This is a genomic window from Subdoligranulum variabile (genome assembly GCF_025152575.1).
Taxonomy (GTDB): domain Bacteria; phylum Bacillota; class Clostridia; order Oscillospirales; family Ruminococcaceae; genus Gemmiger; species Gemmiger variabilis.
Map to the genome: position 1 here is coordinate 132,975 of NZ_CP102293.1, position 24,473 is coordinate 157,447.

General features: G+C 57.2%; 27 protein-coding genes and 2 other RNA genes. All 29 read right to left on the reverse strand.

Annotated elements, in window-relative coordinates; all coding sequences use genetic code 11:
• Window positions 1-41: 41 nt before the first annotated feature.
• Window positions 42-394, reverse strand: a transfer-messenger RNA (tmRNA) gene (ssrA, locus tag NQ490_RS00630).
• Window positions 395-442: 48 nt separating this feature from the next.
• On the reverse strand, window positions 443-910 hold the full coding sequence (gene smpB, locus NQ490_RS00635; protein ID WP_007046854.1) for an SsrA-binding protein SmpB: 468 nt from the start codon (window positions 908-910) through the stop codon (window positions 443-445).
• Window positions 911-982: 72 nt separating this feature from the next.
• Window positions 983-1,579: a recombination mediator RecR gene (recR, locus tag NQ490_RS00640; RefSeq protein WP_007046855.1), complete on the reverse strand. Its 597-nt coding sequence runs from the start codon at window positions 1,577-1,579 to the stop codon at window positions 983-985.
• Window positions 1,580-1,590: 11 nt separating this feature from the next.
• Window positions 1,591-1,932 (reverse strand): YbaB/EbfC family nucleoid-associated protein, encoded by a 342-nt coding sequence (locus NQ490_RS00645; RefSeq protein ID WP_007046856.1) that lies wholly within the window; start codon window positions 1,930-1,932, stop codon window positions 1,591-1,593.
• An 18-nt stretch (window positions 1,933-1,950) separates the two neighbouring features.
• Entirely contained in the window at window positions 1,951-3,672 is a 1,722-nt protein-coding gene (gene dnaX, locus NQ490_RS00650; RefSeq protein ID WP_040917675.1) for a DNA polymerase III subunit gamma/tau, read from the reverse strand.
• A 63-nt stretch (window positions 3,673-3,735) separates the two neighbouring features.
• Window positions 3,736-3,834, reverse strand: an RNA gene (ffs, locus tag NQ490_RS00655) — signal recognition particle sRNA small type.
• Window positions 3,835-3,924: 90 nt separating this feature from the next.
• Window positions 3,925-4,674: an ABC transporter ATP-binding protein gene (locus tag NQ490_RS00660; RefSeq protein WP_007046858.1), complete on the reverse strand. Its 750-nt coding sequence runs from the start codon at window positions 4,672-4,674 to the stop codon at window positions 3,925-3,927.
• A complete protein-coding gene (locus tag NQ490_RS00665; protein ID WP_040917677.1) occupies window positions 4,667-5,680 on the reverse strand; it encodes a FecCD family ABC transporter permease in 1,014 nt (337 codons plus the stop codon). Before NQ490_RS00665 ends, NQ490_RS00660 begins: the two co-directional genes overlap by 8 nt.
• A 4-nt stretch (window positions 5,681-5,684) precedes the next feature.
• The gene (locus NQ490_RS00670) at window positions 5,685-6,359 is read right to left on the reverse strand and encodes a precorrin-8X methylmutase (protein ID WP_007046860.1); all 675 of its coding nucleotides are present in this window, start codon (window positions 6,357-6,359) and stop codon (window positions 5,685-5,687) included.
• Window positions 6,356-7,852, reverse strand: a complete 1,497-nt coding sequence (locus NQ490_RS00675) for a cobyric acid synthase (protein ID WP_007046861.1) — start codon at window positions 7,850-7,852, stop codon at window positions 6,356-6,358. Before NQ490_RS00675 ends, NQ490_RS00670 begins: the two co-directional genes overlap by 4 nt.
• A complete protein-coding gene (locus NQ490_RS00680) occupies window positions 7,849-8,901 on the reverse strand; it encodes a pyridoxal phosphate-dependent aminotransferase (RefSeq protein WP_007046862.1) in 1,053 nt (350 codons plus the stop codon). The genes NQ490_RS00675 and NQ490_RS00680 overlap by 4 nt, the downstream gene beginning before the upstream one ends.
• Before the next feature lie 3 nt (window positions 8,902-8,904).
• Entirely contained in the window at window positions 8,905-9,873 is a 969-nt protein-coding gene (gene cbiB, locus NQ490_RS00685; protein ID WP_007046863.1) for an adenosylcobinamide-phosphate synthase CbiB, read from the reverse strand.
• On the reverse strand, window positions 9,870-10,469 hold the full coding sequence (locus NQ490_RS00690; RefSeq protein ID WP_007046864.1) for a histidine phosphatase family protein: 600 nt from the start codon (window positions 10,467-10,469) through the stop codon (window positions 9,870-9,872). The genes cbiB and NQ490_RS00690 overlap by 4 nt, the downstream gene beginning before the upstream one ends.
• The gene (locus NQ490_RS00695) at window positions 10,466-10,804 is read right to left on the reverse strand and encodes a bifunctional adenosylcobinamide kinase/adenosylcobinamide-phosphate guanylyltransferase (RefSeq protein ID WP_007046865.1); all 339 of its coding nucleotides are present in this window, start codon (window positions 10,802-10,804) and stop codon (window positions 10,466-10,468) included. The genes NQ490_RS00690 and NQ490_RS00695 overlap by 4 nt, the downstream gene beginning before the upstream one ends.
• Complete coding sequence (locus tag NQ490_RS00700) at window positions 10,801-11,577, reverse strand: adenosylcobinamide-GDP ribazoletransferase (RefSeq protein WP_007046866.1); 777 nt, start codon at window positions 11,575-11,577, stop codon at window positions 10,801-10,803. The genes NQ490_RS00695 and NQ490_RS00700 overlap by 4 nt, the downstream gene beginning before the upstream one ends.
• Window positions 11,574-12,113 carry a bifunctional adenosylcobinamide kinase/adenosylcobinamide-phosphate guanylyltransferase gene (locus NQ490_RS00705; protein WP_007046867.1) on the reverse strand — a complete coding sequence of 180 codons (540 nt, stop codon included), beginning with the start codon at window positions 12,111-12,113 and terminating at the stop codon, window positions 11,574-11,576. Before NQ490_RS00705 ends, NQ490_RS00700 begins: the two co-directional genes overlap by 4 nt.
• On the reverse strand, window positions 12,113-13,186 hold the full coding sequence (gene cobT / locus NQ490_RS00710; RefSeq protein ID WP_007046868.1) for a nicotinate-nucleotide--dimethylbenzimidazole phosphoribosyltransferase: 1,074 nt from the start codon (window positions 13,184-13,186) through the stop codon (window positions 12,113-12,115). Before cobT ends, NQ490_RS00705 begins: the two co-directional genes overlap by 1 nt.
• A complete protein-coding gene (locus tag NQ490_RS00715) occupies window positions 13,165-14,538 on the reverse strand; it encodes a cobyrinate a,c-diamide synthase (protein WP_007046869.1) in 1,374 nt (457 codons plus the stop codon). Before NQ490_RS00715 ends, cobT begins: the two co-directional genes overlap by 22 nt.
• Window positions 14,531-15,733 (reverse strand): bifunctional cobalt-precorrin-7 (C(5))-methyltransferase/cobalt-precorrin-6B (C(15))-methyltransferase, encoded by a 1,203-nt coding sequence (locus NQ490_RS00720; protein ID WP_007046870.1) that lies wholly within the window; start codon window positions 15,731-15,733, stop codon window positions 14,531-14,533. The genes NQ490_RS00715 and NQ490_RS00720 overlap by 8 nt, the downstream gene beginning before the upstream one ends.
• A complete protein-coding gene (gene cobK, locus NQ490_RS00725; protein WP_320415297.1) occupies window positions 15,724-16,503 on the reverse strand; it encodes a precorrin-6A reductase in 780 nt (259 codons plus the stop codon). The genes NQ490_RS00720 and cobK overlap by 10 nt, the downstream gene beginning before the upstream one ends.
• Window positions 16,467-17,204: a precorrin-3B C(17)-methyltransferase gene (cobJ, locus tag NQ490_RS00730; RefSeq protein WP_007046872.1), complete on the reverse strand. Its 738-nt coding sequence runs from the start codon at window positions 17,202-17,204 to the stop codon at window positions 16,467-16,469. The genes cobK and cobJ overlap by 37 nt, the downstream gene beginning before the upstream one ends.
• The gene (locus NQ490_RS00735; protein ID WP_007046873.1) at window positions 17,194-18,180 is read right to left on the reverse strand and encodes a cobalt-precorrin 5A hydrolase; all 987 of its coding nucleotides are present in this window, start codon (window positions 18,178-18,180) and stop codon (window positions 17,194-17,196) included. The genes cobJ and NQ490_RS00735 overlap by 11 nt, the downstream gene beginning before the upstream one ends.
• Window positions 18,177-18,938: a precorrin-4 C(11)-methyltransferase gene (cobM, locus tag NQ490_RS00740; protein ID WP_007046874.1), complete on the reverse strand. Its 762-nt coding sequence runs from the start codon at window positions 18,936-18,938 to the stop codon at window positions 18,177-18,179. Before cobM ends, NQ490_RS00735 begins: the two co-directional genes overlap by 4 nt.
• Before the next feature lie 3 nt (window positions 18,939-18,941).
• Entirely contained in the window at window positions 18,942-19,580 is a 639-nt protein-coding gene (locus NQ490_RS00745) for a precorrin-2 C(20)-methyltransferase (RefSeq protein WP_007046875.1), read from the reverse strand.
• A gap of 26 nt (window positions 19,581-19,606) precedes the next feature.
• On the reverse strand, window positions 19,607-20,767 hold the full coding sequence (cbiD, locus tag NQ490_RS00750) for a cobalt-precorrin-5B (C(1))-methyltransferase CbiD (protein WP_007046876.1): 1,161 nt from the start codon (window positions 20,765-20,767) through the stop codon (window positions 19,607-19,609).
• Window positions 20,768-20,770: 3 nt separating this feature from the next.
• Entirely contained in the window at window positions 20,771-21,541 is a 771-nt protein-coding gene (locus NQ490_RS00755; protein WP_007046877.1) for a sirohydrochlorin cobaltochelatase, read from the reverse strand.
• Window positions 21,538-22,311, reverse strand: a complete 774-nt coding sequence (locus NQ490_RS00760) for an ABC transporter ATP-binding protein (RefSeq protein WP_007046878.1) — start codon at window positions 22,309-22,311, stop codon at window positions 21,538-21,540. Before NQ490_RS00760 ends, NQ490_RS00755 begins: the two co-directional genes overlap by 4 nt.
• Window positions 22,308-23,402, reverse strand: a complete 1,095-nt coding sequence (locus NQ490_RS00765) for a FecCD family ABC transporter permease (RefSeq protein ID WP_007046879.1) — start codon at window positions 23,400-23,402, stop codon at window positions 22,308-22,310. Before NQ490_RS00765 ends, NQ490_RS00760 begins: the two co-directional genes overlap by 4 nt.
• Window positions 23,399-24,433 (reverse strand): ABC transporter substrate-binding protein, encoded by a 1,035-nt coding sequence (locus NQ490_RS00770; protein WP_007046880.1) that lies wholly within the window; start codon window positions 24,431-24,433, stop codon window positions 23,399-23,401. Before NQ490_RS00770 ends, NQ490_RS00765 begins: the two co-directional genes overlap by 4 nt.
• Between the last annotated feature and the right edge of the window lie 40 nt (window positions 24,434-24,473).

Consider the following 24,473-nt stretch of genomic DNA (forward strand, 5'->3'; position numbering starts at 1 on the left):
AAGCCGCCTTTGAAAAAATAGGTGTTCGTGTAATGTCCATTTGGTGGAGCTGACGGGAGTCGAACCCGTGTCCGAAAAGAAATCGGTTAGAGTATCTCCGGGCGCAGTGTGTTTATTGAATTTCCCTTGGCGCGGGCGAGCACACACGCGCTACGCCTTGGTAGCTTCATAAATTCATGACGGGCCGCAAAGCTTAAGCCCGTTCACGTTCAGTACCTAATCGACGCTCTGGCCCTGCGCGGTACTAACGCAGGCAGAACGGTCGCGCCTAATTAGGCAGCGACGGCAACAGGATAAGTGTTGTCAGTTAATTTGTTTTGGTACTTTTATCGTGGTGCACCGCCACGGCCCGCTGCTCACGCCTTTCTCTCCCCGTCGAAACCATTACAGCCCCGCATAATCGGTGGGCAATGCCCACCGGGAAGGCAAAAGCAAACAGCTTTTATCGCTGCATTTTCAATGCTCTGTCAATATCACGTTTGGCATCCCGTGCCGCAGCGGCAGCACGCTTGTCATAGAGTTTTTTGCCCTTGCAAAGCCCCAACTCCAACTTTACGCGCCCGTGTTTAAAATAAAGCGAAAGCGGAATCAGGGTATACCCCTGCAGTTTGATCTGCTGGCCCAGGCGGCGGATCTCCGCTTTGTGGGCCAACAGACGACGCGGCCGGCGCGGGTCTTTATTAAAGATGTTGCCCTGCTCATAAGGACTGATATGCATTCCTTTGACAATCAGTTCCCCATCATCAATGTCCGCCCAGGAGTCCTTGAGATTCACGCCACCTGCACGCAGGCTCTTAACCTCGGTACCCACCAGTTCAATACCGGTTTCAAGTGCCTCAATCACAAAATATTCATGGCGCGCCTCGCGGTTTTGGGCAATCACCTTTTTCCCGGATTTATCCTCTGCCACAAAGCACACCTCCCTTGCGTGTGGTGGTTTATGATTATAGCGCAGATATGTGCAAAAGTCAAGAAAAAGCCGTCACAGCTCTCCGCGTCCCTGCATGGCACGATAGAGAGTTGTCTCGTCCGCATATTCCAGACTGGATCCTACCGGCAAGCCATAGGCAAGGCGAGTCGTCCGTATTCCCAGCGGTTTGATCAGCTTGGCCAGATACATGGCCGTAGCTTCTCCTTCTACCGTCGGACTGGTCGCCATAATAACTTCTTTAACGGTCTCATTGAGGCGCGCCAGCAGTTCCTTGACGCAGAGCTGATCCGCCCCGATGCCATCCATCGGTGAGATCAACCCATGAAGTACATGGTACAGACCATTATATTCATGCGTGCGTTCGATGGACTTGATATCCCGCGGACTTTCTACCACGCAGATCACACTGCGATCCCGTTTGGGGGAAGAACAGATTTTACACACCTCACCCGCCGTATAATCCTGGCAGATGCGGCAACGGTGGAGGTCTTTCTTGGCATGTTCAATGGCTCTGGCCAGTTCCATCGCCTGCTCATTGGACATGGACATCACTTCATAAGCCATCCGGGTAGCCCCTTTGCGGCCAATTCCCGGGAAGCGCGCAAACTGGTCAACCAGATTTTCCAGCGGTTCAACATTCTGGGGCATGGTACTGCCTCTTAGCCCAAACCGGGAATGTTCATTCCGCCGGTCAGCTTGCCCATTTCCTCTTCCGAGTCTTTGTCGACTGCTGCCACAGCACTGTTGACTGCAGCCGCAATAAGATCTTCCAGCATCTCGATATCCTCAGGATCTACGGCTTCCGGCTTGATCTTGACCGCAGTAATCTCATGCTTGCCGGTCATCGTGACAGTAACCATCTCGCCACTGGCCGTACCGGTGTACTCTTTGGCTTCCAGCTCTTCCTGCTTGGCGCGGATTTCATCCTGCATCTTCTGAACCTGGCGCATCATCGCGTTAGGATCGGGCCGGCCATAGCCTTTAGGCAGTCTTGCTTTCATGGGAATATCCTCCAAAAATTATTTATCTTCAATTTGAACGTCCACACCGAGTGCCTGCATATTCTGCAGCGTCTGATCAAGGGACATCTGCGGCCCTGCTTGTTCTTCCGTCTTCGGCGCTTCGTAAGGACCAATACTGCACCGGATTTTGGTAACCCGGTAGATCGTTTCTTTCAGTTTTTTGCTGACTTCGCGGTTGTTGCGAATATAATCACGGAAGGCATCACTGCATTCAAACAGCACATGCTTGCCATCATAATACGCTCTGGTTCCCCGCAGGAAGGAAATCATCATCCCGTCGGTTTCCTCCAGATCGGCCAGTACCAACGCCCATTGGGGAAACGGTTCCAACGGTCCTGCTTCCTGTTTAGGGGGCGTACGGCGCGGCGCAGCCTTAGAAGCCGGCTGAAGTTCAGGTTCCGGCGCTTTGACCGCAACAGCCGGGCGCAGCTCCGGCTGCAGAAACTCCGGCTCTTCCTCTGGCGGAGGCAGTTCCTCCGGAGGTTCTTGGGCTTTAGACTGAACCGTCGGTGGCGGTGTAGCAGGTTTGCTGCTCTGTACAGGTGGTACTGAGGCAAACGGAGCCGGTGCTGTTGCCGCAAAAGGCTGCGGTGCCACAGGCTGTGCCATCTGCACAGGTGCCGCCTGCGCAGTCACCGCCGTCTGCGGCTGCGTCAGAGAAAAGACTGCCAGTTCCAGTTCGATACGTTGGTCGGTGCCGCGGCTCATCTTTTCCAACGACTGACCAAATGCATTGATGGCGCGGATTGCCTCTGCCTGCGGAAAATCCCTGCGCTGTGCGTAGGCTGCCTCTTCCTCCGGCGAAGTACCGGTCAGCAGATCGGTCCCCCCCTGCAGTGCACAAAGCATCAAATCCCGGTAATGCCCTGCCAGTTCCATACAAAGGCGGCGCATATCTACGCTCTGCTGCCGGAGTTCTGCGATTTTCCCAAGGGCTGCAACTGAGTCTTTTGCCGCAATGGCATCGCTGATTTCAAACAGGTATCCACGGTCGGTCACACCCGCCATCCGGCGTACCAGTGCTTCATCCACATGATTGTCAACGCCTGCGCAGGTATCCAGAATGGACAGCGCATCACGCATAGCGCCATCGGCCAAACGGCCGATCAGCTGCGCCGCGCCGGATTCCAATTCGATTTTTTCCTGCTCCGCCACATAGGTCAAGCGTCCCGCAATGTCCTTCGCTGTGATCCGTGCAAAATCGTATCGCTGGCAACGACTGAGGATGGTTACAGGAACTTTCTGTACTTCGGTGGTCGCCAGAATAAAAATGACGTGCTCCGGCGGTTCCTCCATCGTTTTCAGCAGAGCATTGAATGCCTGCGTGGAAAGCATGTGCACCTCATCGATGATGTATACCTTGTAACGGCACACCGACGGCAGATAGGCCACTTCATCCCGCAGATCCCGAATATCATCTACGCCGTTGTTGGAGGCGGCGTCCATCTCGATGATATCCATGATGGCTCCGCTGTCGATGCCTTTGCAGATCTCACATTCGCAGCAGGGATCCGGGCTTGTGTGATCCAGGCAGTTGACCGCTTTCGCAAAAATCTTGGCGCAGGTCGTCTTGCCGGTGCCGCGGGTTCCCGTAAAGAGATAAGCATGCCCGATACGTCCCGCCGCAATCTGGTTCTGCAGCGCAGTAACAATGGGCGTCTGCCCTACCACATCGGCAAACCGCTGCGGGCGCCATTTTCGATACAGCGCTCGGTACATAGGCACACCTCCCCCGAAAATCAGAAAAAGCGGGCAGAGCACGCGGCTGCGCTGCTTTGCGTACAGATGCAGGCTTGCCGCAGCACTGGACGAGCGCCGCTTAATGCTGCTCGGTTCCCCGCCTGACATGGTTCACAGGCCGCCCACGCACGGGGCCCGCATCTGTACGCAAAACAGCGCAATTCAGCCCTGTCCGCAAAAGCTATTATACAATATTGCCCGGACAATTGCAAGAGGAGGTTTGGGTCGATTTCACCGCCGAAGATAATAGGTTCCTTCCGGGGCACGGCAAAGAGTAACCCCGAACACGCGGTCCAGAATTTTTTGTTCAAATAGGTTCGCAGGACTGTCAAAAGCCAGCAGCCTGCCTTCCGCCACCACCGCCACCCGGTCACTGTACTGGAGCGCCTGGGCCAGATCATGCAGTACCAGCAGGAGCGTTTTTCCCTGATCCGCCAAGGTCCGCAGCAATTCCAACAATTCAAACTGAGCTGATACGTCCAAGTAGGTCGTTGGTTCGTCCAGAAGAATGGCATCGCCTCCCTGTGCCAACGCCATAGCCAGGTAGACTCGCTGTCGTTCGCCACCGGAAAGTTCCCGCAGATCCCGCTCCGCCCATTGTGCCACACCTGTAGCTCGCATCGCCTGTTCTACTGCCGCACGGTCCCGGGTAGTCATCTGACGGGAAAGTCCCAGATACGGGAACCGTCCGTGGCTGACAAGACCTCGCACGGAGATTTCCGGGATATTACGCACCTGCGGCATAAAAGCAGCGGCACGGGCAAACGCCTTGCGGTCAAAGCTTTGAATTGGTTGCCCCTGCAGCAGAATTTCCCCATTCAACAGCGGCAACTGCCGGGCAATCGCTTTAAGCAGTGTGGTTTTACCACACCCGTTGGTTCCCACCAATGCCGTGATCTGACCATCCTGCGCCGTGAAGCTGATATCCCGCAAAACAGGAGTTCCTTCGTAACCAACCGACGCGTGCCGCAGTTCAAACATAGATACGCCTCCTTTTGCGGTGAAGCAGCAGGCTCAGGAAGAAAGGGCCACCGATAAGGGAAAGCAGAATTCCGACGGGGAGTTCAAACGGTGCAAACAGCAGCCGTGCAGCGATATCGCATACCACCACAAAAGCCGCCCCCAGCAGTGCCGACGCGGGCACCAGAATCCGATAATCGGTTCCGATAAGCCGACGCGCAATATGCGGCGCAAGAAGTCCCACGAAACTCAGCAGCCCTGCCAAACTGACTGCCGCCCCGGCCAACAGAGCCGATGCCAGAATCCCCAGAAATCTTGTCCGGGTCACATGCAGTCCAAGGCCTGTTGCACTTTCTTCCCCCAGGCAAAGGACGTTCAGATCCACCGTCAAAAACAGAGCCAGGAGCATCCCGGCCACAAAATAAGGAAAAGCCGCCGTCAGCATCTTCATGGTAACGCCGGAGAGCCCCCCTGTCAGAAATCCCGGAGAGCTGGCCACGATCTCCGGCCAGAGCAGCTTCAATGTATTGATGCCGGCAGTCAGCATACCGCTGACCGCGAGGCCCGCCAGAACCAGAGTCGTGCGGGAGAGGCCGGCCCGCCAGGCCAGCAGATAGACCAGCATAGAACAGCCCAGTGCCCCCAGGAAGGAAGCAAATTGCATGGCACCTGGCACCGCTGGCGCCACGACCATGGCAAACAGTGCAAAAAATCCCGCACCGGCATTCACGCCAATCACATTAGGGCTGGCCATCGCATTATTCAGCACTGCCTGCAGCAGCACACCGGCCACCGCAAGAGCCGCCCCGGAAAATAGGCCGCCCAGCATACGCGGCAACCGAACATAGGCGATAACACGCCAGACGGGATCCTGTTCTCCCCGCGTACAAAGCGCCTGCCAAAGTTGTCCCAGCGAATAAGGCTGACTGCCAAGGCACAATGCAGCCACAGAGGATACCACCACAGCAACTGCCAGCATTCCCAGCACAGCAGGAGCAGATGCCTTATGTTGTCTTTTCTTTTTCATACTGTCACCCCTGCCAGCCCCGTGCCGCCGGATCCAGGCGTCCTGTGGCGGTATAAAGCAGTGCATTGCAGATAGCCGCAGCCACCGTACTGCCGCCTTTGCGTCCCATGGCCGCTATGCAGGGGATATTCCGGGCCAGGCAGGCCGAGAACACTTTTTCCTTGCTTTCCACCACATTGACAAATCCCACCGGCACAGCGATCACCAACGCCGGGCGCAAAACATTCTGTTCCAGCAGATCGCACAGTGCCAGCAGCGCTGTCGGGGCATTTCCCACCGCAAAGATTGCGTTGGGACAAACCTGCGCAGCATACTGCATGGAAGCTACCGCACGGGTTGTCCCCTGCCGCTTGGCGGTTGCAGCCACCTGAGGATCTGCCATAAAACATTGTGCTGTTGCATCCAGCGCGGCCAAAGACGGCTTGCTGATACCGGCCAACGCCATGTTTGTATCAGTCACAATCGTGTTTCCTCGCTTCAGCGAGTCAACACCATACTGTACAGCATTCTGTGTAAAACGGAGCGTGTGCGCATATTCGAAATCCGCCGTTGTATGGATAACCCGCCGTACCACTGCCGCATTTTCCGGCGCAAGTTCTATCTTCTGTTGCGAAAGTTCTTCCGAGATGATCTGCATACTGGTCCGCTCAATATCAGCGGGGAGCGTGTGTTGTCTCATCGGTATTCCTCCATCAAACGGTAAACGGCCCGCATGTCCAGCGCTTCTCGCACGCCTTGGGCCAGAGCATCAAACTGCCGCTGCTGGTAGGCTGCATGACTGACAGGAGCCGCTTGTTGTACAGAAAGCCCTTTTCTCTTACAGAGCCAGTCCGCCAGCTTGACCGTCAGTTCACCGGTATCAAAGAGGCCATGCAGATAGGTGCCATATACCATCCCCTGCCAGCAGCCTTCGGGTCTGCCGTCCGACAGCCGGCAGAAGGGCACGCCCTCTCCCGTCGTCTCCCCCATGTGGATCTCATATCCATCCAGCCGGGCCCCTTCAAAAGGCTTTGGCAGCGTCTTTGCCTGCACACGGGTACGCGTCTTTTGCCGCGTAAAGATCGTGTCGATTGGGAGAAGTGCCAGGCCACGCAGTGTGCGGCCTGCCTCGCCGCCCTCCAAACCGAAAGGATCCTGCAGCGTCCTTCCCAACATCTGATACCCGCCGCACACCCCCAAAACCGGGATATTTCCAGCAGCCGCCTTACAGATAGCCGCTTCCAGTCCACACTGCCGCAGCCAAAGGAGATCTTCCATCGTGTTTTTGGTTCCCGGCAGAATGATCAGATCCGGGTGTCCCAGCGAAGAAGGATCCCCCACATACCGAACACCCAAAGCCGGGTGCGTTTCCAACGGCGTGAAATCTGTAAAATTGGAAATTCGCGGCAGACGAATCACCGCCACATCAAGGGGCTTATGCACAGAGGTTTCTCCCAGGCGCGGAGCCAGAGAATCCTCATCGTCGATATCCAAGTTCATAAAGGGCACCACGCCCAATACCGGCAGCCCGGTCTTTTCTTCCAGCATGGAAAGTCCCGGCGCCAGGATCGATGGATCCCCGCGGAATTTGTTGATGACCAGTCCGCCGATCCGTGCCCGCTCTTCCGGCTCCAGAAGCGCCACCGTGCCGTACAGCTGCGCAAACACACCGCCCCGGTCAATGTCCCCCGCCAGAAGCACCGGTGCATGGATCATTTTGGCCAGGCCCATATTGACGATATCGTCCGCTTTCAGGTTGATTTCTGCCGGGCTGCCGGCGCCCTCCACCACGATGACATCGTATGTCCGGGCCAGACTTTCGTAAGCATCCAGAATCTCCGGAACCAGCTGTTTTTTGTAACGGAAATATTCTGCCGCCGGCATCTGCCCGCGCACCTTTCCGTTAACGATAACCTGACTCCCGGTATCACTGCAGGGTTTGAGCAAAATCGGATTCATCCGTACATCAGGCTCCACCCCAGCCGCCTGGGCCTGGACCACCTGGGCCCGCCCCATCTCCAGCCCCTGACGCGTCACGTAGCTGTTCAGCGCCATATTCTGGCTCTTGAACGGTGCCACGCGCAGTCCATCCTGGGCAAAAATCCGGCAGAGGGCCGTGCACAACAAGCTCTTGCCTGCCCCCGACATCGTCCCCTGCACCATAATACAGCGGGCATGGTGAATCTGGCTCATGAAAGAATCTCCTTAAGCGCCGCCAGCAGACGACGGTTTTCCTCTTCGGTCCGCACCGCTGTACGATACCACGTATCATCCAGGCCCGGATAATTCTCACAGCTTCGCAGCAGGATTCCTCGTTCCCGCAAAGGCTGTATCAGCGGAGTCCTGCAGCGGAACAGCAGATAATTGGCTTCCCCTGCAACCACCCGTAATCCCAGCCGCCGCAGTTCCCGTTGCAGAAACGGCCGTTGCGTCCGGATCAAAGCACGTACCGACTGCACATACGGTTGCTCCCGCAGGGCCGCACAACCAGCCGCCTGGGCCAGCGTACTCACCGCCCAGGGAGGTCCCGCCATGCGAAGTCTGCCCAGCAGCTCCACATCAGAACACAAAGCGTACCCCAGACGAATTCCTGCCATGGCATAGAGTTTGGTAAAGGCTTTCAGAATTACGAGATTGGGATATTTCTTCAGCCATGGAACCAACGTATGGGTATCCGGCTCATCCAAAAAATCGCCAAAACATTCGTCCACAACCAAAATGGCCCCCACTGCAGCGCACCGCGTCATGATATGTTCCAAAACAGGCATCGGCGTGGTACGGCCGGTGGGATTGTTGGGTTCGCAGAGAAACACCATTCCCGTTTGTTCCGTGATCGCTTCCGCGAAGGAATCCTCCACAGTAAAATCCTTTTCCGGCAAAAGGAAATGGCGCCGAATCCGACAATTCACGCTGCGCAAAGCCGCTTCATACTCGGAAAAGGCCGGTGCCGGCAGCAGCGCCTTTTGCGGTCGCAGGGCCGCCGCCAGCCGCCAGATCAAATCAGCCGCTCCGTTGCCGCAGAGGATCCACTCCTGCGGCAGATTCCCTGCCTCGGCAATGTGCCCGGCAAGTTTCCGGCACAAAGGATCCGGATAACGATCTGCTGCCGCCACAGCCGCTTTGACGGCATCCTGCACGCCCTGCGGCACGCCTAAAGGGCTGACATTGGCTGAAAAGTCCAACGGTGATCGACCATATTCTGTTTCAAAACCGGCCCAATCGCCGCCGTGAACCAGCTGCATATTTCACCTCAAGAAAAGCAAAAATCCAAAACGAATTCCAAGTCCTGCGAGCACTGACAAGATTGCTGCCGCAACGAGCATCCGATTGGCACGGAGGATATCCTGTGGTTCCACCGGACGCTGTGCATCGCCAATGGTTGGCTTTTCATAGTATTCGCCAAAATAGTACGCCGGTCCGGCCAGCTGCACCCCCAACGCCCCGGCACAGGCTGATTCCGTCTGTGCACTGTTGGGGCTGGCATGATTCCGACGGTCACGCCGCCAGATTCTCCAGGAATTTTTGGCGTCCTGCCCGGTCAGGGCTGCGGCAACAATCCAGACCAGCGCCGCCAGACGGGACGGGAGGAAATTGGCTGCATCGTCCAGCTTCGCAGCCGCCCAGCCAAAATACAGGTATCGCTGATTCTTATACCCAACCATGCTGTCCATCGTATTGATGGCTTTGTAACACAGTGCCAGCGGTGCACCGCCAATGAGCATATACAGAAGCGGCGCCACTACCCCATCGGAAAAATTTTCGGCCACAGTCTCCACGGCAGCTTTGGTCACACCTTCCACCGTCAGATTCTGCGTATCTCGCCCCACAATACGTGCCACAGCTTTGCGGGCCGCCGGCAGGTCCTCCGCGGCAAGACATCCATACACATTGCGGCTTTCTGCTGCCAATCCTTTCACAGCCAGCGCCTGCCAGCACCAAATCGTCTGCACGGCAAATCCCAATGCCGGATGCAGGAAATCCGCCGCCCAACAGACCAGCGTCGTAAAGAGAAGCGTCCCCAACGGCAATACTGCTGCCAGCACAATTCCCGCTGTCCTTTCGCCTGTGGGCGTTGCCGGAAAGCTCCGGCGCAAAACGCTTTCCAATTTTGCGATGCACTTTCCCATCGCCACCACCGGATGCGGCATCCAACCGGGGTCGGCCAGCCACAGATCCAGAAGGAATCCCAGGGCGATTGCCAGACAAATTTTCATCTGCGGTTCTCCCTGGTATACTGAACGGTTTCCAGCAGTGTCAGCACCCGTTCCTGCGGCCAGCGGGAAGCATCCAGTTTGTACCCTCCGGCATTGGGTGCGCACCAGTGGTAGTATTCGTGATGAGGCACGGCATATCGTTCCATCACGGCCATCTGGGTGCCGCCATGCGCAACAATGACCAGCTGCTCTTTTCCCTGCCGAAAGGCTTCCTCCACCAGCTTGGCAAAAGCCGCGCAGGTGCGGTCGCAGAACTGATCTTTCCGTTCTCCGTCAGGGCAGGCCGTTTCACAGTTAGCCTTTACCCAGGCGAGATAATCCGGATCATGCTCCATTTCGATATAATTGCGGCCTTCAAAGCTACCGAAATTCATTTCCTTGAGGTTTTCTACCACGATCTGCTTTGCCTGTGGAAAGAGGATTGCTGCCGTCTGCTGCGTGCGGATCAGCGGAGAGACGTACACAACCTCCGGGGAAAAATCTGCCTGCCGGATATTCGCCTTTCCCTCCTCCGAAAGCGGGATATTTCTTTGCCCTTGATAACGCTTTTCCACATTGTAAATAGTAGTACCGTGACGCAGCAAATAGATGATCACAATTCCAGACTTCCTTTCAAAACAAGCGGCAACCCATAAAAGACCCGCACCACGATATCCGCCCGAGCTGCCAGCAGACAGTTAAATCTTCCAGCCGCTTCCCGGGCCGCACGCGCATCAGAATCGACAGGAACAATGCCCCCGCCCACTTCCGTAGCGATCACGATTTCATTTTGGGCCAGTTCATCTGCCAACGCTGTAAGATCCTGTGCCTGTGCGGCAAGCTGTTGTGCATTTACTACCGCATGACCGTCCAGTTCTTCCTCGGTGCAGTGAAGAATTCTGCAGGCAAAAGCGCGTTTTCCGCTGTACAGCGGTCCAAACAGGAAAATCATATACCCGCCTCCACAATACGGCAAATCACCAACGCTGCCAGCATCCAAATTTCTGCTTTTTGCAGAAACCATCCGGCGAGGTCTCCGGAAATTCCACCAAACTGCTTTTCGGCCACACATTTATACCGCCAAAGGACCAGAAGCGCCGCGCCCGCCATGGCCGCCCCAGACACGCCACCGATTGCCATCAGGGCAAGGCACAGGCACACCGCCATCGCTGCCAGAACCCGGCGCACGACTGCACGGTCTGCGGCAGTGGCAAAGGTATGCACAAGACCCGTATTCCGGGCAATGGGGAACGTTGCCACAGCCCAGCCGGACAGTGTTCTTTCCAGTATAAAGCCAAGGCCCAGACACACCAGTGCCTGCCTGTCCATAGCCAGGGAAGCACACAGCGCAAAATATGCCACAAAATAGCTGCACACGCGGATCAGTGCAAAGGCACCGCAATGGGGATCTTTTAAAATTTCCTGCTTTTTGGCAGCGTCCGCGTAACTGGCAAGCGCATCACAGGTATCAGCGTACCCATCGAGATGGATGCCACCCGTGACAAATACCGGAATGAGACAATAACCAGCTGCCTGCAGCCAAGACGGCACGGGCCAGATCCCGCACAACAACGCCCAGCCCCCATACACCGCCGCACACGCCACCCCCACCAGAGGGAACGCGCACATTACATAGCGCATGTTTTTTTCATTCCAGATCGGCTGCGGCACCGGGATGGCACTGAACATGGCAAAGGCGACCGCTATGGTTTCCGCCACAATCATAGAAGATTCCTTCCTTTATAGAAAATTGGCAGGCCAGCGTTCAATTCGCAGACAGCATCCGCTCGCTTGGCAATCTCTTGATGCAGATGCCCCAACAGGCGCAGATAAATCTCCGTTTCCCCGGCATAATCGGCACCGCCGGTTCCCACTTCGTTGGAGACCACCACAAGGTGTCGGCACACGGCATGAAGATTTTCGATTCCTTTGAGAATCTTTTCTTCGGCCTGGCGAAAACTCTGTCCGGGTGCATATAACTCATTGGCCGCCAGATTGCCGAGATCCTCCAGCAAAATCGTACCACCGTTGTCAAGCATGGCCGGCGAAATTCCTGCCAGGTCCCGCGTACGTTCCACCGTTACAAACCCGCGCCCGGCGCGCTGATGACGATGCTTTTCGACTCTTTTGCGGCATTCCTCGTCCCAGACCTGCATAGTGGCAAGGTAATACCGCGGCATATCGTCTGCCAACTGCACCGTCAATCGCTCGGCATATTCACTTTTTCCACTGCCGGAACCGCCAATCACCAGTACCAGCATCAGCAGCCCCCTTGTGGTGTGTACGGCTGCATGCCGTAATCAGCAAAGGTACTGCCGCGGTAGATTGCCATCGCCATATCCAGTAGCGGCATTGCCGCAACCGCACCGGTGCCCTCTCCCAGCCGCATCCCCGCCGTAATCAACGGATGCTTGCCGAGTTCCCTGAGCAGCAACTTCCCGGTTGGTTCTGCACTCTGGTGTGTTGCAAAAGCTGCAGCAGAGGCCAACGGCGACAGCCGTACCGCACACAACGCGGCGGCCGCACTGATGGCTCCATCGATCAGAACCGGAATCCGATAGAGCGCACCACCCAAAAACACACCGCAAAGGCCAGCGATATCAAAACCGCCCACCTTGGAAAGAATATCGACGGGATCACCTGGATCGGGCTGATTTACTTGAATGGCTTTCTCGATGGCCAGCCTCTTTCGGACAAGCCCTGCATCCGACAGGCCTGCGCCACGACCGGTCAGTTCCTGGGGAGACTTTCCCAATAACAGGCAACTCACCGCCGTAGCGGTTGTGGTATTTCCGATGCCCATTTCCCCCGTGGCCAACAGATGCACACCCGCCTCTTTCTGTTGACGAACCAGATCGATTCCCGTCAGGATCGCCTGTTCGGCCTGAGCATACGTCATTGCAGAGCCCTCTGTCATATCCTGCGTGCCATTTCCAATACGGCAGGACAGAATACCCGGCTGAGGGGCAAAGTCCCGAATTCCCATATCCACCGGCAATACATGGCACTCCGCCAGCGCCGCCATGCGGCAGACATTGCTTTGCCCTGCCGCCAGCGCTCTGGCCACGATACCGGTCACCTCGCTGCCGGACTGGGACACTCCCTGCGCCACCACGCCGTTATCCGCACACAGCACCAGCACCGCACGCGGCGTAAGCTGAAACTGCGCCGTACCGGTCAGGGCCGCCATCTCCGTCAATGTATCTTCCAGAAGCCCCAGACTGCCCAGCGGTTTGGCACAAGCCGCCCATTGCCGCTCTGCTTCCGCCTTGGCTGCGTCAGACGGCGGCTGAATGGTTTTCAGCAGTTCCTTCAGTTGCTTTGCTTCGGGCATGTTCCCCGCTTCCTTTCATATCGCCTTGCCGCCGCCACAAAACGCTCGGCCAGTTGCGGCGCTCCCGCCATATACAGATGGGCAAAGGAAGCAAACAGGTTTTGCGATACAAACCCGCACTCCCACTGACGACGGCCCATCGTTTTTTGGACTACGCAGTCCGTTCCATTTTGTGTGCTGTCCCAGTAATGGAACTCATGAATCGGCACAGTTTCTCCGGCGCGAAGCAGCATGCTGTCCGTTTTGGCCGTAAGTTCTGCATATCCAAATCGCACAAGCCGTCCGGTCCGATATCCCTGCCCCGGCAGGCTTCCAGCCATCGGCCAGGCAGTCCCCTGATCATCTTCCAGCGTCCGGCCGAGATAGAGGAAGCCGCCGCATTCCGCCACCGTCGGTATTCCTTGCTCCAAAGCCTCTTTCACTGCCCTGCGCATAGCTTCGTTCCGGCTGAGCTCCTCTGCATGCAGTTCGGGGTAGCCCCCCGGCAGATACAGTCCCGCGCAACCGGCAGGCAGCTTTTTGTCCCGCAGCGGGCTGAAAAATACCGGTTCTGCACCGGCCGCTCGCAGCGCATCCAATGTTTCGGCATAGCAAAAACAAAAAGCTTCGTCCCGCGCTACGGCAAGAGGAACTTCCGTCACAGAGGCCCGGTTCCCCTTTGCCCGCCTTTCCGGACGCATGCAAAGGGCCTGGATCCGAGAAAGATCCACTGTCTTCTCGGCTTGTTCCGACAACGCGCGGATTCTTGCTGCAAGATTCCGGACTTCCCCTGCCGTATAAAGTCCAAGATGCCGGCTTTCCAAACAAGCCTCTTCCATGGGCGGCAGATATCCAAGTACCGGCAGTCCTGTCTCCCGTTCCAGCATAGGAGCCAGCGTCTGGTAGAGCATCGGTTTGCAGTCGTTGAGCAAAATACCCGCCAGATGACTGTTAGGGCGAAAATGCTTCAGCCCCTGTATAATGGCTGCCAGTGTCAGGCTGGCACCCTTCGGACGAAGCACCAGCAATACAGGCAAATCCAACACTTCCGCAAGGTGCCAGGCACTGGCGCGGGTGGTAGTGCCCCCCACCCCGTCATAAAATCCCATAACGCCTTCGCAGACCGCAACATCATGTCCCTGGGTATAGCGGGCATAGAGGCTCCTGACCGTTGCCTCTTCAGAAAGAAAAAGGTCAAGGTTATGGCTGTCAACCCCCAATACCGCGCGATGAAACATAGGGTCAATATAATCGGGCCCGCACTTGAACGCGCAGACCCTGTGTCCCTGGTGTTTCAACGCTGCCAGCAGCGCACAGGTCATGACCGTTTTGCCGCCGCCGGACTGCGGGGCCGCAATCATACATTCAATCATCACAATGTACCGTCACAAGAAAAATCGGGTTTTGTGCCATCAAAAGATGCAGCTTTCCCATGGGGCGCGCTTCACTGACGGCCAACTGCGTGACCGTTGGCACAAGGCCGTGCTCCCGGCAAAAACGCCGTACCGTTTCCAAGGTTTCCAGCGCAATGCAGCTTACACAGAGACGGACGCCGGGATTCTTTTCCAGCGCCAGCGAAAGGATCTGCTCCAGTTCTCCTTTGCTGCCTCCCACAAAGACCGCATCCGGCACCGGCAGATTTTCCAGGGCCTGCGGCGCACGCCCTTTGATCTCATGCAAATTCCAGGCATGGAACTTGCGGCGGTTTTCTTCGATCAGCTCCTGCGCAGCTTCCTCACACTCGATGGCGTATACCGCCCCGCCGTTTGTAGAAGCTGCCAGTTCCACACTGACGCTGCCGGTCCCGGCGCCCACATCCCAGATGGTTTCCCCGGGCTTGGGCCCCAAAGCGGACAGAATTGCCACCCGCACCAGCCGTTTTGTCATGGGCACTTTGCCTCGCACAAACCAGTCATCCGGCCACCCCGCTCCGCGGCAGGGCGGCTGAGGGGCTGCTTCTGCCAGCAGTACACACAGTGGTGCAAAACGGCGCTCCTGCATTTGAGCCGCTGTCCCAGTCACAATCTGCTGATCCGGATAACTCAGATTTTCCCCTACGATAACCGGCAAGTCTCCCAATCCGGCAGCCGTCAGCTGGGCACAAAGTTCCGGGACGCCCAGACTGCCTCCCGTCAGGAAAAACGCAGGCCGGCCCTCCATGACCGCTGCCACAGCATCGCATTGGACGCCGTGAGCGGAAACAAGATTCCACTCCTGCCAGGGACGATGCAGCGCTGCTGACAACAACTGCACACTGGAAATTCCCGGATAAACGGTATACGGAATGCCCTGTTCCTCCAAAAGCGGCACCAGGTTCCGGCACCCCGAATAAAACCCCGTATCACCGCTGTATACAACGGCTGCCGCTTGCCAGTCTGCTGTCTGCAATGCCTCTAAAATTTTCTGCGGCTTGGTGGCCGCTATCCGGTTCTGCGTACAGCCTTCCGGCAACTCCTGCAAAAGTCGGGAAGCGCCTACAACGCACTGCGCCCGAAAAAGCGCCAGTCTGCACTGCTCTGTCAGCGTAGCATCCGTACCGCCTCCCAGTGCCAGTAAACTCACCTGCATTGCGTAATCCACTCCTTGCAAAATTCAAGAACCGCTTCGTAAGACTCTCCGTGATCCGCCGGGCGCCGGATGACAATGCTCTGAACACCACACTTCCGGGCAGCCTCCAATTTTTCTGCAAAACCGCCGGGATTTCCCCCATCTTTGGTGACAAGCCACCGAATGGAAAACTGATGCAGCAAAGCTACATTCAGCTCAACGCCAAAAGGCCCCTGAATGGCAATGATATGGGACGCCGGGATGCCTGCACCCCGGCAGGCGGCCAGACTGGATTCTACCGGCAACACCCGGGCGTACAGCCGTTCCGCCCCCAGCGGCGCAAACGAAGTCACTTCCTTGGCACCGGTAGTCAGCAGGACATTTCCCGACGTTGCCTGCAAAATATTCACCGCCTCCGGTATGTTTTCTGCCATCTGACAGTCCTGCGGCAGTGCACTTGCCGGGCGCAGCAGACGCTTATACATCGTTCCGGTCTGCCGTGCCGCGCCGCGGATGTTCCGGGTGACCTGTTCAGCATAGGGATGGGTCGCATCAATGCACAGGGTATCCGTTCCCAGCAGCTGCGCGATACCATCCCGGTCCCGGCGTCCTGCAAGGACCTTTACGCCGGGATACGTCCCCTGATCCACTTTTCCATACTCTGTCGCCACACAGACCCATACCGGCGCACCCATTTCCGCCAGTTCCCGGGAAAGTTTTCTGCCTTCCGTCGTACCGGAAAAAATCACAATCTTCATGCGTTGCGGTAACCGCGCGGTGTAATCAGCCACGGGCCCTCCTGTCGGGTGGTGCTGCTGCCGATGAACACCGTTGTAAACATATCCACCGGCGCGCTGCGCAGGGCCTCCAGTGTATAGAACTGTGCCTCCTGCCCGGGACGGGCAATGTTCCGCACCGTAGCGCAAGGTGTGTCCTTCTCTTTTCCTGCCTTCAGCAGGATGTCCACCGCACGCTGCAGATGGTCTTTCCGCTTATGGGACGCCGGATTATACAGACAAAGCGAAAAATCTCCCAGCGCAGCGCACTGCAGACGCTTTTCGATCAATGCCCAGGGCGTAAGCAGATCAGACAATGAAATCACGCAAAAATCGTGTCCCAAAGGCGCCCCCAGTACCGCCGCACCGGAAAGTGCCGCCGTCACGCCAGGCACCACTTCTACAGACACCTGGGGGTAGGCACCGGCCAGTTCCAGCACAGGAGATGCCATGCCATATACGCCGGCATCGCCGCTGCAGACAAGCGCAACATTTTTTCCCTGTGCCGCCGTTTCCAGCGCCCAGCGGCAGCGGTCCATCTCCCCGCGCATGGCAGTCGTATAGGTCTCCTTTTCCGGAAAAAGCGGTCTGACCAGTTCCACATAGACGGTGTATCCGCACAGCACGTCCGCATCTGCCAACGCCTTGCAGGCCTGTTCCGTCAGCATTTCGCTGTTGCCCGGCCCCAAACCGACCACATACAAATTACCACTCATTATGAAATCTCCAATCCAGTGAAATCGGTTTTACCGCCGCAGCCAGAGTCACCCCGCCGCCAGCCATTTTGCGGTATAGCAGTGTTCCACCACTTGCCCGCACCGCCGCGCGCTCGCAGACATTGTCCACCCCCGTGATTTTTTCCACAAAATCAGAGGCAGTAAAGTCTCCCTGCACACTCTTCAGTTCGGCTGCGCTGTAGGTTTGCAGTGGCCAGCCATGGTTCCGGCAGAATTCCAGCAGTCCCGGTTCTTTGGCCTTCAGATCGATACTGGCCACCGCACAGATTGCCTGCTCCGGCAAAGGGAGCGCCTCCAACGCCGACTCCAGGGCCAGGCAATCAGTCCCCTTACGGCAACCTGCTCCCAGGACAACATTCTGCGGCACCAGCCATAATACCGAAGTTGGCTGGGTCGCAAAGCCCACATAGACATCATACCCGTCCTCTGTGACCAGTGTCACATGCTCCGGAGACGCCCCCCGCACAGGAAATTCCGTCTTGACGCGGATTGTTTTCCCCGCCAGCAAAGCTCCGGACACACGACGGATACAGGATGCATGCAGCACCGCACAATGCTGGCGGCGAGCCCATTCGTCCACGGCAAAAACACCGTTGCTATCGGTAGCCGTTGTTACCACCGGTTCTGCGCCGCAGATTGCACTGATTCGACGGGCCAGATCATTGGCGCCGCCCAGATGTCCGGAGACAAGCGGCACGGCAAAATGGCCGCATTCATCCACTGCCACTACGGCAGGATCTACCGTCTTGCCGCGCAGATGAGGCGCAATGGCCCGCACGGCAATGCCCACGGCTCCCACATAAACCAGGGCTTTCTCCTGTCCAAAATGTGTCTGGGTCCACTGCTGCAGTGTCAGCGGCTGTCCGCTGCGGTCTGCGGTTCCATCCAGCGCCATTGCCAGTCTGCAAGCCAGTGTGTACCCCTTTTCTGTGAAGGCCAGGCAGGCGACACTCATCCTTGCGTCCCCTTTCGGAATTCCGTCGTAAAGCCGGGATCATACAACTTGCTGCGCTCATACGCCGTTGTACGCAGGAAATCCCCCACCAGAATCAGCGCCGTTTTGGTAATTTTGTGGGCAGCACCACAGGCTGCCAGCGTCCCCAGGGTACAGCGCACCACCTTTTCCTCCGGCCAGGTAGCCTTATAGACCAGCGCTGCCGGGGTGGTTTCGGTATAAGCCCCCTGCAGAAGAGCCTCCTGCACGGCGGGCAGCATCCCCGCGGAAAGGAAGATCACCATACTGGCGCCATGACCAGCCAGGCTGCTCAGCGCTTCCCGCTCAGGCACCGGCGTGCGTCCGGCCATCCTTGTGATGATCACGGTCTGGCTGATTCCCGGCAAGGTATACTCGGCGTGAAGCGCTGCGGCAGCACCGCAAAAACTGGACACCCCGGGTGTGTCATCATATGCAATGTCCAGACGATCCAGCGCATCCATCTGTTCCCGGATGGCGCCATAAATGCTGGCATCTCCTGTATGCAGGCGTACTGTTTCACGATGCTGGTGCTCCTGTTCCTGAAACACTGCAAGGACTTCTTCCAGTGTCATCTCTGCACTGTTATATACGGAACAGCCATCCTTTGCCATGGCCAGCAAGGCCGGATTGACAAGGCTCCCGGCATAAATGATACAGTCTGCCCGACGAAGCAGTTCTGCGCCACGCAGCGTGATCAAATCCGGCGCTCCAGGCCCGGCCCCCACGAAATGAACCATAGATTACTCCTTCACCAGTATGGTAGCGAAATAGCCTGCCGGCCGCTGTGCATCATAAACGGACAAATCCGGCCAGACTTCTTCCTGGGGCAATCCGCAATTGCATACCATAGCACTGCAGGACAATTTTCCGTGGGACGCCAGCATATCCAGCGTTTTGGGCAGCTGCCGTCCTGTCTTCATAAGCACCTTGCTGCCCGGGATAGCAAGGACCTCTTCTGCATTTCCTCCCGGCACGATAATCAGCGGTTGTTCCATGCCCGCCGTCAGCGATTGGTTGAGCCGCGCCGCCGAGGCACAAAAGCTGGGAACCCCCGCCAGCATGACGGTGGAATACCCCTGTGCCTGCAGGATCGTCTGCAGGTATCCGAAAGTGGCATAGACCGAGACATCTCCCAAATTGAGCATTGCCACATCCTGCCCTGCATCAAGGTAGCACTGCAGCTGCCGTGCCGCCTCCTCATGGGCCGTTTGCAAAACAGACTTGTCGCGCGTCATGGGAAAATGCAGCGGAACAATCACCTTTCCCGACAGATCCACAGCTCCCTGCGCAATTTCCAGTGCCAGCATCTGGCCGCTTTTGGTCTGGGGTGCTGCAATCACCGGACAAGCCTGCAGCCGCCGTACTGCCTGCAGCGTCATCAGCTCCGGATCTCCCGGTCCGACACTTACTCCATATAAGGTTCCGTTTTTCTTTTTTTCTGCCATTGTTCCAGTATCTCCTTGGCGGGTTGTGTCATTCCCAACAGACCAAACTGATTGGAAAAAAGAACAGCCCCCACCCGGCAGTTTTCTCCCATACGGTGCCCCAGATGGCGTTGCACCGCCTCCAAAAGAGACTGCAGCACAGCCTCCCTATAGTTTGCCTTTTCCAGAATTTCCAGACAGGCATCCGCCGTGGCCGCCGCCATAAGGGAGCGGCAGACTTCCGTTCCCGCTCCACACAGCGCCGCATGGGCACAAAACAGCTCTGTCCTGCAGTCCGCATAGCGGGAATGGGTGTTCATGATCCCGCCTGCCACTTTGACCAGTTTTCCGATATGACCGACCAACAGCAGTTCCCGGATCCCTTCTACCGCAGCACAATCCAGCGCATCGCCCAGAAAATTGGAGCACTTCACTACCGGAATGCCTCTGGCATCCCAGCCTTGTGCATGCAAAAAATCCATACCGTAATTGCCGGGCGTAAGAATGAGCTTCTTCGAGGCCGCCGCATGCTGACGGATCTCCAGCGCAATGGTATCCACAATGGCTTGTTCGCTCATGGGTTCCACAATGCCCGAGGTCCCCAGAAGGGAAAGCCCGCCTTCCACCCCCAATTGGGGATTGAAGGTCCGGCGCGCAGCTGCTTCGCCGCCCTCGACGCTGATGATCACCGAAATTCCTCCGGTATAACCGTTCTCCCTGCAAACATCCTGCACCTGCTGCGCAATCATCTGCCGCGGCACGTGGTTGATTGCCGCAGCCCCGACCGGCTGGTCAAGGCCAGGTTTGGTCACCCGGCCTACCCCTGCACCGCCGTCAATCTGCACGCCCGGCAGATCGGTTTTTGTCACAGTGGCCAGAATGGGCAATCCGTGCGTCACATCGGCATCGTCCCCGGCATCTTTTAGGACACTGCATACAGCGCTTTCGCCCTGCATACAGCAGAGATCCGGCCGGACGGTGACATCCCACCCCTTTGGCGTACACAACGTCAGGGAGCAAGGAGCATGCCCGGTCAGCAGCAGCTTTGCGGCCCCCTGAGCAGCCAAAGCCGCACAGGTCCCCGTAGTATAGCCGCAGCGCAGCAGCCGTTGCCCGCTGCGGATGGAATGGTCAAACGACATGCTTCACTCCAGAATTTCTTTGAGTTTTTTGCAATACATCTGCTGGATACCCTCCAGCCGGCCCAACCCTTCCAGGGTGCACCGTACCGTAAATCCGGCGCTTTCCAGCTGACTTTTCCAGCTTTCCGGGTCATTTCCCGCCATATCATGGCAGGCATGATCGCCCGCCACCTGCAAAAGGGGCACAAGGTGCGCTTTATGGTATCCAGCCGGCCGGATCCCGGGAAGAATTTCCGAAAGTCCCGGCCATCCTTCCACCGTAGCCACAAACACATCACCTCTTCCCTGTAAAGCAAAAACACTTTGCAGGGCCGAATATACTACCCCGGCGAAATGTTCGGTTCCATGTCCCATCAGGATCAGCGCCTCTCCGGGCTGCGGCGGATACACCTGCCCCAGCACCCGCGCCACCGTCTGCAGATCCGTCGTATCTGCCAGAAGCGGACGCCCCAGGGCGAAATGCGCAAAACGTTCCTCGTACGGGGCAATTTCGGCTTTTATTTTATCGTATTCGTATCCGTAAAGCAAGTGCGTCGGTTGCACCGCAACCCGCGTGTATCCCTCACAGAGCAATGTTTCCAGCGCTTCCGGCAGGCTGTCAGCCTTTTCGCCCTGCGCGGCCAGGCGCTTGCGGATAATCCTGCTGGTCAGCGCCTTGGCAAATCGGATCTCCGGCGCGACGGTCTGTAAGGCATGTTCCACCGCTGACAGGTCCAACCTTCCGTTGGCTACCGTTGTGCCGAAACTGACACATACCAGGGCTTGCTTCATCATTGTGACTCCTTTCGTGCAGGGCGATACAGGATATAGGGCCTTCCTTCTTCATCGGTCCCTACCCGGGCCCGCACATGGTATACTTTTTCAATAAAGGCAGGCGTAAGCAATTCGCCTGGCGTGCCGCTTCCCACCAGCTTTCCATCCTGCAGTGCAAACAGCATATCACAGTAGGCGGCAGCCAAATTCAGATCATGCAAAGCCAGCAGAACCGTCTTGTCCAGAGAGCGGATCAGTTCCATTATCTGGAGTTGATGCTGAATATCCAGATGGTTGGTCGGTTCGTCCAGGATCAGGCAGGGCGTTTGCTGCGCCAGGGCACGGGCCAGTATGACCCGCTGTTGTTCACCCCCAGACAGTGTAGAAAAGACCCGTTCTTCCCTGCCCGCCATGCCGACGGTCTGCAAGGCCTCGCGCACGATCCGCTCATCTTCCGCATTGTCCCGCTCCAGCGCCCGCTTGTGGGGAGAGCGCCCCATCATGACGATTTCCCGCACCGAGAAATCAAAACTGTAATGATGCTGCTGTGCCACAACTGCCAGCGTCTGCGCGCTCTGGCGCACTGTATAGTTATGGAGATCGTGTCCGTCAAGCAGCACCGCTCCACCCGTAGGCTGCAAGACTCGATAGATACACTTAAGCAGGGTGCTTTTGCCGCTACCATTGGGCCCGATCAAACCGACGACCTGTTTTTTTCCTACAGATATCCCGATCCGATCCAGAATTTCCTGTCCGCCCAGGGTCACGCTGAGATCCTGTGTCCGAATCATCCGCCTCCCCCCCCAAAGCCATAGCGATAGCGCACCATGAGATACAAGAATACCGGCGCCCCCAGCATTGATGTAAGAATGCCAATCGGCACTTCGTTTCCGGGCAGCACAGTCCGGCAGGCCACATCAGCCCAAACAAGAAAAATGCTTCCCGCCAAAGCTGAGGCCGGCACCAGACGACGATGATCGGTCCCCAGCAGCAGCCTTGTCACATGAGGAACAACCAGTCCTACGAAACCGATGATACCCGCGTTGTATACCGCCAGTCCGATGAGCAGCGAGGTCACCAACAGGTACACGATCCGCCGCCCATGTAAATCCATCCCCAGTGTCACGGCACTCTCGTCCCCCAGCAGCATAAGGTTGAGTGCACGGCTCTGGGTCAGAAAGAAAAGACTTCCCGCCAGCACTGCAGCTGTAAAGACAGCATTATCCTGCCAGTTGGCAGCCCCCAAGCCGCCCATCGTCCAGCGGATGATCTGTGCCGGTGCATGATCGTCATTGCGAAGATAGATGGCAAAATTGGAGAAGGCACCGCACACTGCCGAAAGGGCCGAACCGGACAACAGCAGTTTTACCGCCGTAGCCCGTCCACCAAGATTAGCGAGAAAGAGCACGGCAAAGGAAACCAGCAACGCACCGGCAAACGCCACTGCCCCCACAGAACGCGCTCCCAACACTGCACCGACGCCAAACAGTGTTGCCACCGTCGCCCCCAGTGACGCTCCCGAGGATACCCCCAGGACATACGGATCCGCCAAAGGATTTTTGACGATTGCCTGCATAACAACACCGCACACTGCCAAAGCGGCCCCCACTGCCGCCCCCAGTACCAGACGCGGCAGACGGATCAGCCAGACCACATCGTGCAAGGCAGATCCCGCCGCCCACTCAGCTGGAACCGGGACATCAAACAACGTATGCAGCAGTTTATAGTACAATACGCCATACACATCCGATAGAGGCAGCCGCATGGTCCCAAACGTAACCGCAGCCATCAGTGATACCGGCAGCAACAGCAGCAGCGCAAGAATCAGAATGCGGCCTGCCGAACGGCTGTGCAGCAGCCCGACCGTTCCCGATGCCCTCATGCCGCCAGCTCCGGATACATGCCGGCTGCCAGCGTCCGGATCCCATCCATGGAACGGGGGCCCGCAGCATAGATATCGCCCAGCATGATCGGACAGACGCGCCCATTCTGTACAGCGGCAAGGCTTGCCAATGCAGGATCCTCCGCAATGACCGCCAGCTGGCTTTCGATGACACTCTGCGGGTCATCGCCGGAATACGCCATGTACACCACAAAAATCACATCGGGATTGCTGGCCAGAAGATCTTCCTTGCTCATCTCACTGCCATCCGGATGAGCAAGCTTCCCTCCCAGCTGCGTTACCATGTCCCCGGCCAGTGTATCGGCGCCGTAGTTGCTGATGCTGCCGCCTAACGGTTCCACCACGGCCACGCGCACCGGATCTTTTCCTTCCACAGCCGTCAGCGTACCGGCGATTTCCGACTTCATTTCCGCCACAAGCGCCTGTGCCTTGCCCTCGACCGCAAAGATGGTGCCAAGGTTGAGAATATCGGTATACTCATTTTCCAGCGTGCGCGGATATCCGCCCGGCCGGGTATTGGAATTCATGTAGGTGGCCACGCCCTTTTCATTCCACCCGGATACCGCTCCCAGCATTTTGTCGCTGAACAGCGATCCCCAGGAGAGGATCATATCCGGCTGCAGCAGGGTGACTGTCTCCTTGTCGGGTGCAAAGACATCCTCCTGATAGTGCATGGCCGCAAAACCGTCCTGCCATTCTTCTTTGACTTCATTGTCCAGACCGTAGCTGGCCACCACATGATCTTCCAGTCCCAGGGCAATCATCGTCTCGATGGAGCCCTGGTAGACAGCCACGACCCGTTCAGGCGCCTTCGTATACGTATAACTTACTTCCCGGCCCGTTTCATCGTAGTTGGTGATTGTGACCGGATACTGCCCGGCGCTTTCCGCGGTTTCTGCCGTCGGTTCCTGCGTTACAGACTGTGCAGCAGTGCTTTGCCGGGTACACGACGCGAGAAATAGCGCACATACGCTCAGGGCTGCGACGCGGTGTAAAAGTGTTCTTTGCATGAAAACCTCCCATGTATGATACAAACCAGACTTTTGCACC